19 protein-coding genes are annotated in these 17,149 nt (G+C 73.2%); 14 read left to right on the top strand and 5 right to left on the bottom strand.

All coding sequences use genetic code 11. The features are described from left to right. Positions 1–690: 690 nt before the first annotated feature. The 3 genes from ME121_RS04850 (at position 691) to ME121_RS04860 (ending at position 1,939) form a co-directional block, all read left to right on the top strand. Positions 691–1,071 (top strand): DUF6481 family protein, encoded by a 381-nt coding sequence (locus ME121_RS04850; RefSeq protein ID WP_012317658.1) that lies wholly within the window; start codon positions 691–693, stop codon positions 1,069–1,071. Between the two features lie 170 nt (positions 1,072–1,241). After that, positions 1,242–1,547 carry a hypothetical protein gene (locus tag ME121_RS04855; RefSeq protein WP_012317657.1) on the top strand — a complete coding sequence of 102 codons (306 nt, stop codon included), beginning with the start codon at positions 1,242–1,244 and terminating at the stop codon, positions 1,545–1,547. Between the two features lie 104 nt (positions 1,548–1,651). Further along, entirely contained in the window at positions 1,652–1,939 is a 288-nt protein-coding gene (locus ME121_RS04860; RefSeq protein ID WP_012317656.1) for a hypothetical protein, read from the top strand. A 15-nt stretch (positions 1,940–1,954) separates the two neighbouring features. On the opposite strand, the gene ME121_RS04865 is transcribed toward ME121_RS04860, so the two are convergent. From ME121_RS04865 to ME121_RS04880, 4 genes are all read right to left on the bottom strand, one after another. Then, positions 1,955–2,161, bottom strand: a complete 207-nt coding sequence (locus ME121_RS04865) for a hypothetical protein (protein WP_012317655.1) — start codon at positions 2,159–2,161, stop codon at positions 1,955–1,957. 189 nt (positions 2,162–2,350) lie between these two features. Beyond that, positions 2,351–3,016, bottom strand: a complete 666-nt coding sequence (locus ME121_RS04870; protein ID WP_012317654.1) for an HAD family hydrolase — start codon at positions 3,014–3,016, stop codon at positions 2,351–2,353. A gap of 168 nt (positions 3,017–3,184) precedes the next feature. Then, positions 3,185–3,655, bottom strand: coding sequence for a DUF2934 domain-containing protein (locus tag ME121_RS04875; protein ID WP_059408433.1), 471 nt, complete (start codon positions 3,653–3,655; stop codon positions 3,185–3,187). Between the two features lie 111 nt (positions 3,656–3,766). Continuing rightward, a complete protein-coding gene (locus ME121_RS04880; RefSeq protein WP_106427809.1) occupies positions 3,767–4,228 on the bottom strand; it encodes an atp-dependent helicase in 462 nt (153 codons plus the stop codon). A gap of 183 nt (positions 4,229–4,411) precedes the next feature. Between ME121_RS04880 and ME121_RS04885 the strand changes: the two genes are divergently transcribed. The 11 genes from ME121_RS04885 to ME121_RS04935 all read left to right on the top strand — a co-directional run bounded on the left by ME121_RS04885 (position 4,412) and on the right by ME121_RS04935 (position 16,682). Continuing rightward, positions 4,412–4,978 (top strand): NifU family protein, encoded by a 567-nt coding sequence (locus ME121_RS04885; RefSeq protein ID WP_012317651.1) that lies wholly within the window; start codon positions 4,412–4,414, stop codon positions 4,976–4,978. 348 nt (positions 4,979–5,326) lie between these two features. After that, positions 5,327–6,001 (top strand): tRNA (adenosine(37)-N6)-threonylcarbamoyltransferase complex dimerization subunit type 1 TsaB, encoded by a 675-nt coding sequence (gene tsaB / locus ME121_RS04890; RefSeq protein WP_012317650.1) that lies wholly within the window; start codon positions 5,327–5,329, stop codon positions 5,999–6,001. Further along, positions 5,998–6,513, top strand: a complete 516-nt coding sequence (locus ME121_RS04895) for a GNAT family N-acetyltransferase (RefSeq protein WP_012317649.1) — start codon at positions 5,998–6,000, stop codon at positions 6,511–6,513. Before tsaB ends, ME121_RS04895 begins: the two co-directional genes overlap by 4 nt. Positions 6,514–6,517: 4 nt before the next feature. Beyond that, entirely contained in the window at positions 6,518–7,384 is an 867-nt protein-coding gene (locus ME121_RS04900; protein ID WP_012317648.1) for a lysophospholipid acyltransferase family protein, read from the top strand. A gap of 284 nt (positions 7,385–7,668) precedes the next feature. Further along, complete coding sequence (locus ME121_RS04905) at positions 7,669–9,405, top strand: L-lactate permease (RefSeq protein WP_012317647.1); 1,737 nt, start codon at positions 7,669–7,671, stop codon at positions 9,403–9,405. Between the two features lie 209 nt (positions 9,406–9,614). Beyond that, a complete protein-coding gene (miaB, locus tag ME121_RS04910; protein ID WP_058607330.1) occupies positions 9,615–10,952 on the top strand; it encodes a tRNA (N6-isopentenyl adenosine(37)-C2)-methylthiotransferase MiaB in 1,338 nt (445 codons plus the stop codon). A gap of 37 nt (positions 10,953–10,989) precedes the next feature. After that, complete coding sequence (locus ME121_RS04915) at positions 10,990–12,096, top strand: PhoH family protein (protein WP_024831035.1); 1,107 nt, start codon at positions 10,990–10,992, stop codon at positions 12,094–12,096. Between the two features lie 2 nt (positions 12,097–12,098). Continuing rightward, entirely contained in the window at positions 12,099–12,578 is a 480-nt protein-coding gene (gene ybeY, locus ME121_RS04920; RefSeq protein ID WP_012317644.1) for an rRNA maturation RNase YbeY, read from the top strand. A gap of 36 nt (positions 12,579–12,614) precedes the next feature. Further along, positions 12,615–13,748: a hemolysin family protein gene (locus ME121_RS04925; protein WP_012317643.1), complete on the top strand. Its 1,134-nt coding sequence runs from the start codon at positions 12,615–12,617 to the stop codon at positions 13,746–13,748. Positions 13,749–13,836: 88 nt separating this feature from the next. Next, positions 13,837–15,468, top strand: a complete 1,632-nt coding sequence (lnt, locus tag ME121_RS04930; RefSeq protein ID WP_245337894.1) for an apolipoprotein N-acyltransferase — start codon at positions 13,837–13,839, stop codon at positions 15,466–15,468. Next, entirely contained in the window at positions 15,465–16,682 is a 1,218-nt protein-coding gene (locus ME121_RS04935) for an MFS transporter (RefSeq protein WP_012317641.1), read from the top strand. Before lnt ends, ME121_RS04935 begins: the two co-directional genes overlap by 4 nt. Here the strand turns inward: ME121_RS04935 and ME121_RS04940 are convergent. Beyond that, on the bottom strand, positions 16,672–17,148 hold the full coding sequence (locus ME121_RS04940) for a cupin domain-containing protein (RefSeq protein WP_059408434.1): 477 nt from the start codon (positions 17,146–17,148) through the stop codon (positions 16,672–16,674). The genes ME121_RS04935 and ME121_RS04940 overlap by 11 nt on opposite strands. Position 17,149 lies beyond the last annotated feature (1 nt).

The following is a 17,149-nucleotide window of genomic DNA, read 5'->3' on the forward strand; positions in this document are numbered from 1 at the left end:
GGCAGTTTCCCGGGTGCTGGCGATCGATTCGAAGGGCTTCACGGCACGTGCACAGAAAATAGGCTGTGGCGGATGGGCAGATCCTGGGCAGATGGTCGCCCCCGGGCGGGAGCCGGGCCGGGGCCGGGCGTCGGGGGAACCACGAGGAATACTCTGTCGAATTTGCAGGTCTGCTTTGTGATGGAAGTATAGGTCCATCCCTCAGCCATCGGTTCGGCGCTCGCCGGGCTGCGGCGCGCGTCGCTCGGCCAGGATGCACCCGCGGGGACCCGCCGGCGAATCTTGTCGTCGTCCCGTGCGCGACCTATCTGCCGCGTGCAGCGAAGTCCTCGGGACGGATGCAGTCCCGGGCAGCGGGCCTCGGCCAGACGCCGGTCTGAGGTTTTTGCGCATCGCCGGCCAGGACTCTTACAGAGAGGGCCGGGATTGTCGCTGTGCCGGCCGCCTGCGCAGGTCTCGCCGATTGCATCTGGCGTGAAGCTCTGATTAAGGGCTTTGCGATCTTCGAACAATGGTCCGACCCGAGCGTTCAGACGCAGGCGAACGCTCGGGTCGGACCATCGGTACAGCCGGTGGATCGGTGCGGTTCCGGGGCGCGGGGATGGCGTCGGAACCTGCAGACTCAGTACGTGCCCGGCCCCGCCGGATGTCCCCGCGACACGCGAGACGTACCCAACTGAGAAAGGTCAGATGAGCGCATTCGACTACAGGAATTTCGACGACCGTCGCCAGAACTCGCAGAACGCCAAGGCCGCCCTGCTGGCCAAGTTCAAGGCACGCCCCGCGGCCGATGACCCCGAGGTGATCGCCAAGGCCAAGGCCCGCGCCGAAGTGGCCAAGGCCCGCGAGGAGCGCTCCCGCGAGCGCGAGGCCGCCCGGATCGCCGCCGAGCGCAAGGCCGCCGAGGAGAAGCGTCAGCGGGAGGAGGCGGAACTCGCCGCCCAGCTCGCGCGCGAGGCCGCCGAGCTGGCCGCCGCGCAGGAGCGCAAGTCGGCCGACCTGGCCGCCAAGAAGGCCCAGCGCGACGCGCGCTACGCGGCCCGCAAGGCGAAGGTGAAGACCAAGCGCTGAGCGCCGGCCGTCGGCTCCCCCGAGCTTCGGACGCCCACGACGCCCGCCCGCAAGGCGGGCGTCGTCGCGTCCGGGGTCCGCTTCCGCCGCCGGCAACCAACGCGCGCGACGACGCGTTGAGGGCGTCCGAACCGCGACGCGCCCGTGCGGCGCGGGCAGCCGAGGCCGCGATGCGATCCCGATCCCCGCTGGCGCCCATCGCGGCGCTCGTCCTCCTCGCCCTCCCCCTCGGCCTCGCGCCCCGGAACGCCCGCGCCCAGGGGACCGACTCGGTGATCGCCTGCGAGACTCTGATCGCCGCCCGCCGGATCGACGCGGCCTCGGGCAGCGGTGGCCCCGCCCCATCGGAGGCCGGCTGCAGGCGGATCCCGCGCGGCGCGATCGGCACCGTGGAGCAGCGGGCCCTGATCGGCGGCGCGCCCTACGAATGCCTGACCGTGTCCGGCGGGGGTCCGTGCCTCTGGATCGTGCCCTGAGGCGCGCGCCGTCGATTTTTGCCGGAGCCGGCACTCTGACCAAGCTTCACGGGTGATCGAGACGCTCTATCTCGGTCCTGAGCGAGTGAGGTCCGAACGTCCGTATGCCGAGTACCCTGGCAAGCACACGAGTATCGATCATCGCAGCGACCTGGATCGTCTCGGCCCTGGCCTGCGGGGCCGCCCGCGCCGAGCCGCCGATCCGGAGCCCGGAGGACGCGGCCTGCCGCAATGAGGCCCGCGCGAAGGTGTTCTCGGCGCCCAACCCGCAGGGTCTCGAACTGGAGGAGATCGGACGCCGCATCTACTTCGCCTGCATGGACCGCGTCGCGAAGGCGGCCGCACCGGCGGCGAGGAGCGGTGGCCGGCGCCATCGGCACCGGCGGCATTGACCCGCGGCGCGGGCGTCAGGCGTCGAGCGGCGCGCCGATCCGGGCGCGGAGCCGCAGCCGCAGGGCCTCGTTGCCGCCTTCGGCATCGAGGGCGGCCATCAGGCGGAGCAGCTGGCTGAGCGGGGTCGACCGGCTCTCGACCGCGTCGGCGATCTGCTCCGGCAGCGACTTGGCGGCCGGTACGAAGCGCGGTGCCGGGCCGGCCTGGTGAGTCTGGGGCATGCGAGGCGCTCGTCCTTCGAAGGAGTCCAGATTGGCGGGCGGGTCGCTACGCCTTTCGATCGACCGACACCAGTCCCTTTCGCGTGAATACGTAGCCGGCATCGCTCCGCGTCACCGCGCGGCAACAGCGTGGCGGGAAAGTGTGGACGACGTCGGGCCGGTCGCGGAATCCGCTTGCCGGTCTGCCGCTCAGCTGTCCGCCAGCGGCGACTGCGCGAATCGGTTGAGCAGATCCTCGGGGTCCCGGTAGATCGCCACGCAGCCGGCGCTTCTCAGGTCCGCTTCCGGGAAGCCGCCGCAGAGGAGGCCGACGGTGCGCAGCCCCGCCTTCGCGGCCGCCTCGGCATCGTAGGGGGTATCGCCGATGACGATGATCGCGTCGCGGGGCGCGCCGTCGAGCTTCTCCAGCGCGGCTTCGAAGATGTCCGGATGCGGCTTCGACCGGTCCGCGTCGTCCGAGCTGGTGGCCACATCCACGAGGTCGCCGATCTCCAGGATCTCGGTGTAGTGCTCGACCTCGGAGCGCTTCCCCGACGAGGCGAGCGCGATTGTCAGGCCGGCGGCGCGGATGTGCTCGAACAGCGGCCGGACACCGGGGAAGGGTCGGACCTCGGACAGGTAGCGACGCTTGAACAGGTCCGAGCGGTAGGCTTCGATCGTCTCGCCATCCCGCGCGACCCGCTCCTCCGACAGGAAGACCGGCATCAGCTCGTCGCCGCCCTTGCCGATCTGCCGGCGGACGTCCGCGAAGTCGGTCGTCACGCCGAAATGCGCGAAGGCCTCCACCCAGGCGCGGGCATGCAGGTCGACGCTGTCGAGCAGGGTCCCGTCGATGTCGAAGATCACCGCGCGCATCGCAGCCCCGTCGCGGAGCCCGTTGCCCGCGTCAGGGCGGACAACCGATCGGCGCCGGGCCTGTTCCGTCCGTTCGCCGCGAACGCGGCTCCCTTCGACGACGGAAGCCCGCCCCTGCGCGAGGGACGGGCTTCGGAGAAGGTCCTGGCGGCGCCGGGGCGCCGGCCGTCAGTGCATCGAGGCCGGGGTCCGGGCGGGCTTCGCCTTGGCGGCGAGGCCGGCAGTCACCGCCGCCTTGGAGGCGCGGGCGGGCTTCGGGGCGGCCGGCTTCGCGGCGGCCTTCACGGTCGCGGGCTTCACGGTCGCGGGCTTGGCGACCGCGGTCTTTGCGGCCGCAGGCTTGGCGGCGGCCTTCGACGCGGCGGGCTTCGACGCGGCGGGCTTCGACGCGGCGGGCTTCGACGCGGCGGGCTTGGCGCTGGCAGGCTTGGCGCTGGCAGGCTTGGCGGCGGTCTTCGCCGGCGCGGCCTTCGGGGCGGCCTCGGCGACCACGACCGTCGCGGCGGCAGCGAGCATCGCGTTGGCGCGCAGCTCGGCCTCGGCGCGGATCCAGTGGGCGGCGGCCTGCCCGTGGATCCGGCCCTCGTTTTCCCAGATGTAGTAGGCGCACTCGCGCACGTGGTGCTCGCTGATCAGCATGCGATCGATCTCCTGTCCGTCCCGGGACGACGATGGGAGAGCCCGGTTAAGCGTCGGTTAACCCTGCCGCCCGCGACCGGTCGCGGCGCGTCGGAGCCGTCGGAGCGGGGGCTACTCGGCGATCCCCAGCACCCGCCGCGCCTCGGTCAGCAGCACCGCGTGCCGGGCCGCGCCCGGGCCCTGATCCGGCGCCTCGCGGCCGGCCCGGGCGATCAGGTCCTGGAACCGCCGCCGGTCGAGGGCCCGGTGCCCGATGCTCGCGAGCACCGCGCCGAGGACCGTCCGGACCGCCTCAGTGCGCTCGTCGGCCATCGCGGCGGCTTCGGACGAGGCCGCGCTCGCCTGGGCCTCCGCCCGCGCGACGGTCGCCGCCTCCGCGCGGGCCTGCGCATCCGCGAGCGCCGCGGCGAGGCGCTGTCCCTCCTGCCAGGCCTGGTCGTGCTGATGCGTGCGCAGCGCCAGCAGCACCTTGAGCGAGGCCGCTTCCGCCCGCGCCGCGTCCAGCTTGGTTTGGGCCTCGCGCAGATCCTTCAGCAAGTCCTGCGCGAGGGTCTGGTCCGCGGTCACGTCCACTGCCGGCTCCTCTGGCATTCGATGGCGTTCGTCCTGTCGCGCCGCCGTCCGAATGTCCACTCTCGCGGGCCGGCGGGACGGGACGACAGGTTGAGAAAATCCGCTCGCCGGTCCACATGGACAGCGGCGCCTCGGGCGCCTGTCCCGGCCGGCCTTGAACCGGCGCAGCGGAGTGTTGCCACCATGTTCATCCAGACCGAAGCCACGCCGAACCCGGCCACCCTGAAGTTCCTGCCCGGCCGCGTCGTGCTGGCGGAATCGACCTTCGAGGCGCGGGACGCCGAGGCGGCCGCCCGGTCGCCCCTCGCCGCGGCGCTGTTCACCGTCCCGGGCGTGGCGGGCGTCTATTTCGGGCACGATTTCATCTCGGTGACCAAGGCCGAGGACGGTTCGGAATGGGCGCAGGTCAAGCCGGCGGTGCTCGGCGCGATCATGGAGCACTTCCAGTCCGGCGCGCCCGTGATGGCCGAGGGCGGCCACGGCGAGATCGAGCCGGGCGACGAGTTCTACGACGAGGCGGACCACGACACCGTCGTGACCATCAAGGACCTGCTCGAGACCCGGGTCCGGCCGGCGGTGGCCGGCGACGGCGGCGACATCACCTTCCGCGGCTACAAGGAGGGTGTGGTCTACCTGGAGATGAAGGGGGCCTGCTCGGGCTGCCCGTCCTCCACCGCGACCCTGCGGCACGGCGTGCAGAACCTGTTCCGGCACTTCCTGCCGGAGATCCGCGAGGTCCAGGCGATCTGAGGGTCGACGCCCGCGCGGCGGCGTGAGCGGCCGAGCGGCCATGCCACGCGGCCTGTTCCGCGTCCCTGAGGTTCCGCGTCACTGAGGCGGTACGCCGACCGGTCGGACCGGTCGGCGGCCGCGTTCCGGTCCCTTTACCCGCGTCGGAGCTTCGGGCCGACGCGGCGGCCCTGTCCGGGGCCGCGGGCGCGCACCGGCGCAAGCCGGCAACACTCCGCCGGTGATCGGCGCGGCGCGGTCGCCCCGACGCTGACGAGGCGGCGGCTTTGTTCTAACACTGGAGGCTCTTGGCGCCCGTCGCGGCGCGGGGAGGCAGCGGCCGGTGCGGACCGGCTTGTGGGAGTGAGCGTGCGTATTCTGGCCATCGACACAGCGCTGGACACCTGCGCCGCCTGCGTCATGGCGGAGGAGGTCGAGGCGCCCCTCGCCGCCGAGTCGCTGCCGATGGCGCGCGGCCACGCGGAGTCGCTGCTGCCGCTGATCGAGCGGGTGATCGCCCGGGTCGAGGGCGGATTTGAGGCGATCGACCGGGTCGCCGTGACGGTCGGGCCGGGCAGCTATACCGGCCTGCGGGTCGGCCTGTCGGCGGCCCGCGCCATCGGCCTCTCGACCGGCAAGCCGGTCGTCGGCGTCGGCACCCTCTCGGCGCTCCTCGCGCCGCTCCTGGCCGAGACCGTCGAGGGGACGATCGCCGCGGTGATCGACGCCCGCCACGGCGCCGTCTACGTGCAGGCGCTGGGACCGGGCGACGGCCTCGCCCCCGCGCACCTCGCCGTCGAGGCCGCGGCCGAGCAGCTGGGCGCCGGCCCGGTGGTGCTGACCGGCTCGGGCGCGCCCATGCTGGCCGCCGCGCTCGCCGCGCGCGGCGTCGCGGCGCGCGTCGCCCATGTCGGCGGTCCCGATATCGCGTCGGTGGCCTCCCTCGGTCTCGTCGCCGACCCGGCGCAGGCGCTGGCCCGCCCCCTCTACCTGCGGGGACCGGATGCCCGGCCGCAGGACCACGCGCGGATCGCACGGCGATGACGCGCCCGCTGCCCTTCTGGCCCTTCGACTGGTGGTTCGCGTGGTGGGACGCGCTGACGCCGGAGCCCTACGTCGCCCCGCTCCGCGACGCCGCGCAGGCCCCCGCCCTCGCCCGTCTCCACGCGACCGCCTTCGCGCGGCCCTGGGACGCGCACGAGTTCGAGCGCATGCTCTGCGAGCGCTCGACCCACGCGCACGCCCTCTGGCGCGCGGGCGTGCTCCAGGGTTTCGTTCTCTCGCGCCGGGCCGCCGACGAGGCCGAGATCCTGACAGTCGTGCTGTCCCCGGCGCTGCGCGGCGGCGGCCACAGCCGCAAGCTGCTCCGCGAGCACCTGGCGAGCCTCGCCCTGGACGGCGTCGCCCGGGTTCATCTGGAGGTCGACGAGGGCAACGCCCCCGCCCTGCGGCTCTACGCCCGGCACGGCTTCCGGCAGGTGGGCTCGCGCACCGGCTACTATCTCAAGGCCGACGGCAGCCGGGCGACCGCGCTGACGATGAGCGCCGACCTGTGACGCCGTGAGCCGCCTCGGCATCGCCTGGCGGGTCGCGGCCCTCGCCCTCGCCTTCGCTGTGCTGGGACCGCCCCACTGGATCGCCCTGCGGCTCCTCGGCCGCCGCGCCACCCTGGCGCCGATCCTGTTCCACCGCGTCTTCCTGCGCCTGTTCGGCGTCCGCGTCACGCAGAGCGGCACGCCGCCGGCCCCCGGCGAGGCGGCGCTGGTGCTCGCCAACCACGTCTCGTGGCTCGACATCATCGCGGTCGGCTCGCTGCGGCCGCTCTCCTTCGTGGCGAAGTCCGAGATCGCCGGCTGGCCGCTGATCGGCGCTCTCGCGGGGCTGCAGCGGACGATCTACATCGACCGGCAGCGCCGCGGCGCGACCGCCGCGGTCAGCACCGCCATGGGCCACCGCCTCGCCGAAGGTGAGCTGGTCGTCCTGTTCGCGGAGGGGACGACCGGCGACGGCACCCGGCTCCTGCCGTTCCGCTCCTCCCTCGTCGGCGCGGCCCGCGCGGCGCTCCAGGCCGAGGCCGGGCGCGGCCGGGTGCGCCTCCAGCCCCTCGCCATCGCCTATCCCCGGCGCAATGGCCTGCCGGTGACGCGCGCCGAGCGCGCGGAGATCGCGTGGTACGGCGACATGGAGCTGGTGCCGCACCTCGCGGCCTTCGTGCAGGGCGGACCCATCGACGTGCACGTGGTCTGGGGGGCGCCGATCGCCTTCGAGGCGACCACCGACCGGAAGGCCGCCACGGCGGCCGCCGAGGCCGAGGTGCGCGCGGCCCTGCGGGGCGCCGGCAGCGGCGTCGGGACCCTGCCGGCGCCGGATCCCAGGCCGGCGGCCCCGGGGATCGGCCTCCAGGGGCCGGAGATCGCGACGGTCTGACCGGTCGGCGCCGCGGGAGCCGCGATCCCCGCCCTGCTCAAGGGCTAAGGTCCTGAGCCGGCGGGGAATCCGGTCTCAGGGCTTGGATGTAGGCTCGCGCTGGACGGGTCAGATCCGCTCTCACCCGGAGAGGCGCTGTTGCGCCGGGTGAATCCGGGGATCCGCGCAAGAGTAATGTGTAGAAATCACCGCCAGAATACATGATGCAACGCATTGAGCGGTCGGAACGCCTCTGCTAGCTAGGCCGCAACCCGGAACAGACGGGACTTTGTGGAGGACGCCCGGTGCAAACCTGGAACCAGGTTTATGATCCGTTCGGGAGCCCGTGGCTCTCGACGCTCGCCGCTTCAGTGCCGGTCATCGCACTGCTCGCCATGATCGCCAGCGGGCGCGTGAAGGCCCATATCGCGGCCGTCATCGCTCTCGGCCTCGCCATGCTGGTGGCCATCGTCGGCTTCGGCATGCCGACCGATCTCGCCACCCGCGCCGCCATCCTCGGGATGGTCACGGGCTTCTTCCCGATCGGCTGGATCATCCTCAACGTGATCTTCCTCTACCGGCTGACGGTGGAGAAGGGCTGGTTCGCGATCCTGCAGCAATCGGTGGCCGGCATCACCGCCGACCGGCGGTTGCAGCTGCTCCTGGTGGCCTTCGCGTTCGGCGCCTTCTTCGAGGGCGCGGGCGGCTTCGGCACGCCGGTGGCCGTCACGGGCGCGATCCTGATCGGCCTGGGCTTCTCGCCGCTCGCCGCCTCCGGCCTGTCGCTGATCGCCAACACCGCCCCGGTGGCCTTCGGGGCGCTCGGCGCGCCGATCCAGGGCCTCGCCTCGGTCACCGGCTACCCGCCGGAGATCCTCGGCGCGATGATCGGCCGGCAGCTGCCGCTGTTCTCGCTGATCGTGCCGTTCTGGCTGATCTGGGTCTTCGCGGGCTTCCGCGGCATGATCCGGGTGTGGCCGCCGATCCTGGTCTGCGGCGCCTCCTTCGCGGTCGCGCAGTTCCTGATCTCGAACTACGTCAACCCGTGGATCGTCGATATCGGCGCCTCGCTCGCCTCGATGCTGGCCCTCGTGCTGTTCCTGAAGGTCTGGCAGCCCAAGGAGATCTGGTCGTCGCCGGCCCTGCGCGGCCACGATCCGTCGCTCGCCGTCGCCGGCCCGCGGCCCGTGGCGCTCGGCGCCGGCGTGCCCGGCACGCCCCCCGTCCATGTCGGCGCCCGCACCGCCTCGCAGGGCGAGATCCTGATGGCCTGGGTGCCGTGGATCGTCCTCTCGGTCATCGTCGCGATCTGGGGGACCGGCTGGTTCAAGGGCATCGTCAACCCGCTCTTCACCTGGAAGTACGAGGTGCCGGGCCTGCACAACGTGATCATGAAGGTGCCGCCGGTGGTGGCCAAGCCCGTCCCGGAGGGCGCGGTCTTCCTGTTCACCTACATGTCGTACACCGGCACGGGCGTGCTGATCGCGGCGATCATCTCCGGCCTGATCATGCGGTTCTCGCCGCTGCGCCTCGTCACGGCCTACTTCGAGACCATCTGGGCCCTGCGCTACTCGCTGATCACCATCGCGGCGATGCTCGCGCTCGGCGTCCTCACCCGCTACGCGGGCGTCGACGCCACGCTCGGCCTCGCCTTCGCGGGCACCGGCATCCTCTACCCGTTCTTCGGGACGCTGCTCGGCTGGCTCGGCGTGGCGCTCACGGGTTCGGACACGGCCTCGAACGTGCTGTTCGGCGGCCTCCAGAGGATCACCTCCGAGCAGCTCGGCCTCTCGGGCGTGCTGATGGCTGCCGCGAACTCGTCGGGCGGCGTGATGGGCAAGATGGTCGACGCCCAGTCGATCGTCGTCGCCTCCACGGCGACCGGCTATTTCGGTCAGGAAGGCAAGATCCTGCGCTTCGTGTTCTGGCACTCGATCGCGCTCGCCTGCCTCGTCGGCCTGTTCGTGATGCTGCAGGCCTACGTGCCGTTCTTCCAGCAGATGGTCATCGACCTGCCCGCCGCGGCACCGGCGGCCCACTGAGGCGGACCGGGGAGCGCCCCTCCCCGGGAGCCGCGCGCCGGACCGGGCGCCAGACTATGCGCCAAGCCATGCGCCGGCCGCCTGCGGGCGGCCGGTCGCGTCTCGAGGGCGCCGCGACGGGGCGCGCGAAGCGTGCTACAGGCCTCCCGCCGGCCCCGTCCCCGCGGGCCCGGCGCGGAGTGGGGCGGATCGGTTCGGGACGGCGCGCGTTGAAGAAGGCTTTCGTCAAATCCTACGGTTGCCAGATGAACGCCTACGACGCGGCCCGCATGGCCGACGTCCTCGGCGCCGAGGGCTACACGGCGACCGACACGGTCGAGGACGCGGACGTCGTCGTCCTCAACACCTGCCACATCCGCGAGAAGGCCGCCGAGAAGGTCTATTCCGAACTCGGCCGCCTGCGCGTGCTCAAGGGTGAGCGGAAGGCGCAGGGCCTCGACACGCGCATCGTGGTCGCGGGCTGCGTCGCCCAGGCCGAGGGCGCCGAGATCCAGGCGCGCCAGCCCGCCGTCGACGTGGTCGTCGGCCCGCAGAGCTATCACCGGCTGCCGGACCTGCTGGCGCGCTCCCGCGAGCGCCGCGTCGTCGACACCGAGTTCCCGGTCGAGGACAAGTTCGACCACCTGCCCCGCCGGCGGACCCTCGGGGCGTCGGCCTTCCTGACCGTGCAGGAGGGCTGCGACAAGTTCTGCGCCTTCTGCGTGGTCCCCTACACGCGGGGCGCGGAGGTCTCGCGCTCCGTGGCGGCGGTGCTCGCCGAGGCCGAGAAGCTCGCCGACGGGGGCGTGCGCGAGATCACGCTCATCGGCCAGAACGTCAACGCCTATCACGGCGACGGCCCCGACGGCGCGCCCGCGGGCCTCGCCGATCTGGTGCGCGCAGTGGCGAAAATCCCCGGCATCGCGCGGATCCGCTACACGACGAGCCACCCGAACGATTTCGACGACGCCCTGATCCGGGCCCACGCGGAGGTGCCGGCGCTGATGCCCTACCTGCACCTGCCGGTGCAGTCGGGCTCCGACCGGATCCTCGCCGCGATGAACCGCAAGCACACCGGCGACGCGTACCGCCGGCTGATCGAGCGGATCCGGGCCGCCCGGCCCGACATCGCCCTCTCGTCCGACTTCATCGTCGGCTTCCCGGGCGAGACCGACGCGGACTTCGCCGAGACCCTGCGGCTGGTGCGCGACGTCGGGTTCGAGAGCGCCTTCTCGTTCAAGTACAGCACGCGCCCCGGCACGCCGGCCGCGGACCGCACCGATCAGGTGCCGGAGGCCGTCATGGCGGCGCGGCTCGCCGAGCTGCAGGCGCTCCTCGACAGCCAGCGCCACGCCTATCAGCGGGCGGCCGCGGGCCGGGTCTTCGACGTGCTGGTGGAGAAGCGCGGGCGCCATCCCGGCCAGGTCGCGGGCAAGACGCCGCACCTGCTGGCCGTCCAGTTCGACGCCGCGCCTCACCATATCGGGCAGGTCGTGCCGGTGCGGATCACCGAGGCGGGGTCCAACAGCCTGTTCGGGGAACTCGTCTCCGAGGCTGCGGCGGCGTGAGGATCGGAGCGGTGGGGATGATGGCGAGGATGACGGCTTGAGCGCATCGGACGGTGCGGGCGCGCGCGGCGCGCTCCGGGGTCGCGGCCCGGCGGCGCGGCCGACCGGATCGGACGAGGTGGTCGAGGTGCCGCTGACCTTCGACGACAACCGCCTCGCGAGCCTCGTCTTCGGACAGTACGACCAGAACGTCGCCCATATCGAGCGCCGGCTGGAAGTCACCGCCACCGCGCTCGGGAACCACCTCGTCATCAAGGGGCCGGCCGACGCCGCCGAGACGGCGCGGCGGGTCTTCCAGAAGCTCTACGCCCGGGTTCGGACCGGCGGCAGCACGCTGACCCTCGGCGAGGTGGACGGCGCCATCCGCGAGGCCACCGCGCAGGCGACCCTGTTCCCCGCCGAGGCGATCGCCGCCGAGGCCGACAGGCCGCATTTCGAGCAGATCGCCACCCGCAAGCGCGGGGCCGTGCGCGCGCGCAACCCGGCGCAGGACGCGTACATCAAGCTCCTGCGCACCAACGAGCTGGTCTTCGCCGAGGGCCCGGCCGGGACCGGCAAGACCTGGCTGGCCGTCGGTCACGCCGTCTCGCTCCTGGAACAGGGCCACGCCGAGCGGCTGATCCTGTCCCGGCCGGCGGTCGAGGCCGGCGAGCGCCTGGGCTTCCTGCCGGGCGACATGCGCGAGAAGGTCGACCCGTACCTGCGCCCGATCTACGACGCCCTCTACGACTTCATGGAGGCCCGCCACGTCGACCGCGGCCTGCAGACCGGCACGATCGAGATCGCGCCGCTCGCCTTCATGCGCGGCCGGACCCTCACCAACGCGGTGGTGCTCCTCGACGAGGCGCAGAACACGACCTCCATGCAGATGAAGATGTTCCTCACCCGCCTGGGCGAGGGCTCGCGCATGATCATCACCGGCGATCCCAGTCAGATCGACCTGCCGCCGGGTCAGAAATCCGGCCTCGTGGAAGCGGTCAGCGTGCTGGAGGGCGTCGAGGGGATCGGACACGTGCGGTTCAAGGACGTCGACGTGGTCCGCCACGACCTCGTGCGCCGGATCGTCACCGCCTACGAGCGCGCCGCCCACGGCAGCGAGGAGGCCGACCGCAATCCGAATCCCCGCCGCCGGCCCCTGGCGTGACCATGCCCCACGAGATCGACCTCGCCGTCGAGGACGCGCGCTGGGAGACGGCGGTCGCCGACCTCGAGGCCCTCGTCACCCGCGCCGTCGAGGCCGGGCTCGCCGTGGCTCCCGAGAAGCCGGACGGACCCGTCGAGGTCAGCGTCCTGCTGACGGACGACGCCGCCGTCCGGGAGCTCAACCGGACCTGGCGCGGCAAGGACAAGCCGACCAACGTCCTGTCCTTCCCGGCCGCCCCGCAGCCGCGGCATGCCGGCACCGCCGTGCCCCTCGGCGACGTGGTCCTTGCGTACGAGACCCTGGTGCGCGAGAGTGCGGAGCAGTCGAAGCCGCTCCAGAATCACCTCGCCCACCTCCTCGTCCATGGCACCCTGCATTGTCTCGGTCAGGACCACGAGATCGGCGAGACCGAGGCCGATGCCATGGAAGCCCTCGAGGTCGCGGCACTCGCGACCCTCGGCATCCCGGATCCCTATGCCTGAGCGCGCGACGTCCGAGCGACCCCAGACCCGAGAGACATGAGCAACGATCGAAGTCGCGGCGCGGCCCTGGCCGCGCCCAGTTCCGCCGAGGGCGAATCCCAGCACCGGGAGCCCTGGTACGACCGCCTGCTCCAGGCGCTCCACCTCAAGCCGCGCGATTCCCTGCGCGAGGGTCTTGAGGAGGCGCTGGCGGAGCCGGATGCCGGCGAGAGCGGCCTCACCCCGCTCGAGCGTGTCATGCTCAAGAACGTCCTCGGCCTGCACAAGGTGCGCGTCGACGACGTGATGGTCCCCCGGGCCGACATCGTCGCCGTCTCGAACGACACGAGCCTCGGCGACCTGCTCAAGCTGTTCCGCACGGCCGGCCATTCCCGGCTGCCGGTCTACGGCGAGACCCTCGACGATCCCCGCGGCATGGTCCACATCCGCGACCTCGTCGACCACATCGCCGCCAAGGCCGAGCCGGCCCGGCGCAGCGCGCCCGCCGTCGCGAAGCCGGTCGAGGTCGCGGTCGACGGCGCGGCGGACACGCCGGCCGCCCCGCGCCCGCGCCGGCCCGCGGCGCGCCTGCCGCGCGGGCTGGACCTCGGCAAGGTCGACCTGACGACGACGCTCGCGGCGGCCCGTATCCAGCGGCCGGTCCTGTTCGTGCCGCCTTCCATGCCGGCGATCGACCTGCTGGTGCGGATGCAGGCCACCCGCACCCACATGGCGCTGGTCATCGACGAGTACGGCGGCACAGACGGGCTGATCTCCATCGAGGATCTGATCGAGGTCGTGGTCGGCGACATCGAGGACGAGCACGACGTCGCCGAGGACAAGCACGTCCAGCGGGTCGAGGGCGAGGGCGAGGTCTTCGTGGCCGACGCGCGCACGCCGCTGGCCGAGGTCTCCGAGGTGACGGGCGTCGACCTCGTCGCGGCCGTCGGCGAGATGGCCGAGGAGATCGACACGCTGGGCGGCATGATCGTGACCCTGGCGGGCCGCGTTCCCTCGCGCGGCGAGCTGATCGCCGGCCCGGGCGACCTCGAGTTCGAGGTGCTCGACGCCGATCCGCGGCGCCTGAAGCGCCTCCGGTTCCACAAGGGCGCGGCGCGGATCGGCAACGTCGTGCCGCTCGCCCTGCCCCCGCCCGCGAACGCCCCGGTCGCCGAGACGCCGCACCCGTGACGGTCGCGGCGTGACGAGCTTGGCGGACGGTTTCGCCCGGTCGCCCGCGGCGGCCGGCGCGCCGATGCGCGGGCCGGTTCCGGGTCCGATGTCCGATCCGGAGCGGGCGCGCGTGCCCGGCGCGGTGCTGGCGATCGCGCGCCTGACCGGCTGGCGCCGCCTCGGTGTGGCGTGGCTCGCGGGCGCCCTCGGGGCGCTGGCCATGCCGCCCTACGGTCTCCTGCCGGCCCTCGCGGTCTCCCTGACGGTCGCGGTCTGGCTGCAGGACGGTGCCGCCGCCGACCGGACCACCCTCCGGCGGTTCTGGCCCTGCTTCCTGATCGGCTGGGCCTGGGGCTTCGGCTACCTCACGGCCGGGCTCTGGTGGCTGGGCCAGGCCTTCCTGGTGGAGGCCGACGAGTTTCTCTGGGCTCTGCCGCTCGGCGTGATCGGACTGCCCTTCGTCCTCGGCCTGTTCTACGGCGCCGGTTTCGGCGCCGCGGGCCTGCTGTGGGGCCGCGGCGCGGCGCGGATCGCCGCCCTCGCCTTCGGGCTCGGCGCGGCGGACTGGCTGCGCGGCCACCTGTTCACGGGGTTTCCCTGGAACACCCTCGGGATGGCTCTGGCCCAGAACCTCTGGCTGATGCAGTGGGCGGCCGCGATCGGGCTCTACGGCCTGGGCATCCTGGCCGCCCTGATCTGCGCGGCGCCCGCGACGATCGCCACCGGCGCGAACCCGCGCGCCCGGTTCGGGCCGAGCGCGGCCGCCGCGATCGCGCTCGTCGGCATGGCGCTCTACGGCGCCGAGCGGCTCGGGCCGCCCGACCCGGTGGTGGCCGGTGTCCGGCTGCGGCTCGTCCAGCCCAACCTGCCCCAGGACGCCAAGTTCAGGCCCGAGAACCGGGCCGACATCGTCGACCGCTACATCGAGCTGAGCCAGCGCCCGACGGAGGCCGGCGCGCCGGAGCCGACCCACATCGTCTGGCCGGAATCCGCCTTCCCGTTCCTGATCCAGCGCGATCCCGACGCCCTGGCCAAGGTGGCGGCGGGCCTGAAGCCCGGGCAGCAGCTGATCACGGGGGCGGCCCGCGCCGAGGAGCCGCTGCCGGGCGAGCGCCTGCGCTTCTACAACGCCGTCATGGTGATCGGCCCGGACGGCCGGATCTCCGACAGCTACGACAAGGTCCACCTCGTCCCGTTCGGGGAGTACCTGCCGGGTCCCCTGGACGCCGCCCTACGGGCCGTGGGCCTGCGCCAGTTCGTGGCAGTCCCCGGCGGGTTCTCGGCCGGGTCGCTCGCCGGCCAGCGGATCCTGACGGTGCCGGGCCTGCCGCCGGTGGCCGCGACGATCTGCTACGAGGCGATCTTCCCGGGCGCGATCCTGCCGGCCGGCCACGCCGCCCCGGCGCCGCGGCCGCCAGGGCTGATCCTGAACGTCACCAACGACGCGTGGTTCGGCGATACGCCGGGGCCGCGCCAGCACCTCGCCCAGGCGCGCCTGCGCGCCGTCGAGGAGGGGCTGCCGCTCGTGCGCGACGCCAATACCGGGATCTCCGCGGTGATCGACCCGCACGGCCGCGTCGTCGCCCGCACCGCGCTCGACACCGAGACCTGGCTCGACGCCGACCTGCCCGCCCGCATCGTCGGCGGCACGCTCTACGGCCAGTTCGGCGACGCCGCCTTCGCGCTGATGCTGGCCGCCTGCCTGGGCGGGGCCGTGATCGCGCGGCGGCGGCCGTGAGTTCGGACAGGGCGACCGCGAACCGGTTCCTGCTCGGCCTCGCGCTGATGCTGGTCGCGTTCAACCTGCGCCCGGCGCTCAGCACGGTCGGCCCCCTGCTGGCGACGATCCGGGACGGCACGGGCCTCGGTGCCGGCGGCGCCGCCATCCTAACGACGCTGCCGGTCCTGTGCCTCGGCATCGCCTGCGCGCTCGCCGCCCCGCTGATCCGCCGGATCGGGCCCGACCTCGCGGTGCTCGCCGGCTCGACGATCCTCGTCGCCGGCCTGACGCTCCGCGGTCTCGGCGGCCTCGTGCCGCTCTTCGCCGGGACGGCGCTGGCGGCGATCGGGATCGGGCTCGACAACGTCCTGCTGCCGGCGCTGGTGAAGCGCGATTTCGCCGGCAACGGCGGCCTGATGACCGGCCTCTACACGATGACCCTGTGCCTCGGCGCGGCCGCGGGCGCCGGCGCGTCGGTGCCGGTGGAGCACGCCCTCGGCGGCGGCTGGCCCTCCGCCCTGGCGGTCTGGTCGCTGCCCGCGCTGGTCGCGGCCTTCGTGTGGATCCCGTTCGCCCGCCGGACCGCCTCGACGGCCGCGCCCTCGGCCGGGCGGCTGCTCCGCAACCCGCTGGCATGGTGGGTGACGGGCTTCATGGGCCTGCAATCCTCGCTCGCCTACATCCTGTTCGGCTGGCTGCCGCTGCTGCTGCAGGGCCGCGGCCTGACGCCGCTCAACGCCGGGTTGTACGCCTCGCTGGCGACGCTGGTGCAGGCGCCGGGCGCGCTGCTGGTCGCCATGCTGGCGGCCCGAGCCCGCGACCAGCGCGCCTGGATCGTCGTGATTCCCGGCCTGACCGCCGCGGCCTTCGTCGTCCTCGCCTTCGGGGCGGACTCCCTCCGGATCCCCGCCGCCTGCGCGCTGGGCTTCGGGATCGGCGGCTGCTTCGGGCTCGGCCTGACCTTGATCGTGCTGCGCGCGGCGGACGCGGCCAGCGCCGCCGGCCTCTCGGCCATGGCGCAGGGCATCGGCTACACCTGCGCCGCGCTGGGGCCGCTGGTCTTCGGTCTGGCCCACGAGGCGACCGGCGGCTGGGCCGTCCCCGGGGCCCTGTTCGTCGGCATCACCGTGGCGGCGATCCTGATCGGCCTCGCCGCCGGGCGCGACCGGAAGGTCAGCGCGGCCGAGCCCGAGCCGCGGGATGCGGCCGCTCAGCCGCTGCTCAGCCGCTGACGGTGCTCCAGCCGGCGAAGCCGGCCAGCGGTTCCTGATCGTAGCGCGCCATCAGGTCGGTCATCGCGGCCGGATCGGCGAGGCGTCCCTCCGTGGCCAGCCGTGCCAGACCCTCGAAAAAGCCCTCGCGACCGAGAGCCGGCGCGAAGCTCAGCGTGAAGCGCACCGGCCGGTCGCCGGGGTTGGCGAAGGCGTGCGCGATGCCGGGCGGGATCAGCGCGAAGTCGCCCGGGCCGAGCTCGTGGTCCGCACCGTCGACGCGGAGCGCGAGCCGGCCCGCCTCGACCGAGAACGTCTCGGTCAGCCGGGCGTGGCGGTGCAGCCCGGCACCCGGTGTCCGGGGATCCATCGCGACCCGGTAGATGCCGAGGCCGTCGGCCGTCTCGTCGCTGCGCGCCAGGTAGGTGACCCGCATGCCGCCGATGACGGCGTTCGGGCCGGGCCCGCGGTGCACGACACTCGCCATC

Origin of the sequence: Methylobacterium sp. ME121, assembly GCF_000974725.1 — a bacterium.
GTDB lineage: Bacteria > Pseudomonadota > Alphaproteobacteria > Rhizobiales > Beijerinckiaceae > Methylobacterium > Methylobacterium radiotolerans.

What these genes read in the sequence shown, in the direction of transcription:
- ME121_RS04850 (WP_012317658.1), top strand. Translation starts at nt 691, where the DNA reads ATGAGCGCATTCGACTACAGGAATTTCGACGACCGTCGCCAGAACTCG.
- ME121_RS04855 (WP_012317657.1), top strand. Translation starts at nt 1,242, where the DNA reads ATGCGATCCCGATCCCCGCTGGCGCCCATCGCGGCGCTCGTCCTCCTC.
- ME121_RS04860 (WP_012317656.1), top strand. Translation starts at nt 1,652, where the DNA reads ATGCCGAGTACCCTGGCAAGCACACGAGTATCGATCATCGCAGCGACC.
- ME121_RS04865 (WP_012317655.1), bottom strand. Translation starts at nt 2,161, where the DNA reads ATGCCCCAGACTCACCAGGCCGGCCCGGCACCGCGCTTCGTACCGGCC.
- ME121_RS04870 (WP_012317654.1), bottom strand. Translation starts at nt 3,016, where the DNA reads ATGCGCGCGGTGATCTTCGACATCGACGGGACCCTGCTCGACAGCGTC.
- ME121_RS04875 (WP_059408433.1), bottom strand. Translation starts at nt 3,655, where the DNA reads ATGCTGATCAGCGAGCACCACGTGCGCGAGTGCGCCTACTACATCTGG.
- ME121_RS04885 (WP_012317651.1), top strand. Translation starts at nt 4,412, where the DNA reads ATGTTCATCCAGACCGAAGCCACGCCGAACCCGGCCACCCTGAAGTTC.
- ME121_RS04895 (WP_012317649.1), top strand. Translation starts at nt 5,998, where the DNA reads ATGACGCGCCCGCTGCCCTTCTGGCCCTTCGACTGGTGGTTCGCGTGG.
- ybeY (WP_012317644.1), top strand. Translation starts at nt 12,099, where the DNA reads ATGCCCCACGAGATCGACCTCGCCGTCGAGGACGCGCGCTGGGAGACG.
- ME121_RS04925 (WP_012317643.1), top strand. Translation starts at nt 12,615, where the DNA reads ATGAGCAACGATCGAAGTCGCGGCGCGGCCCTGGCCGCGCCCAGTTCC.
- lnt (WP_245337894.1), top strand. Translation starts at nt 13,837, where the DNA reads ATGTCCGATCCGGAGCGGGCGCGCGTGCCCGGCGCGGTGCTGGCGATC.
- ME121_RS04940 (WP_059408434.1), bottom strand. Translation starts at nt 17,148, where the DNA reads ATGGCGAGTGTCGTGCACCGCGGGCCCGGCCCGAACGCCGTCATCGGC.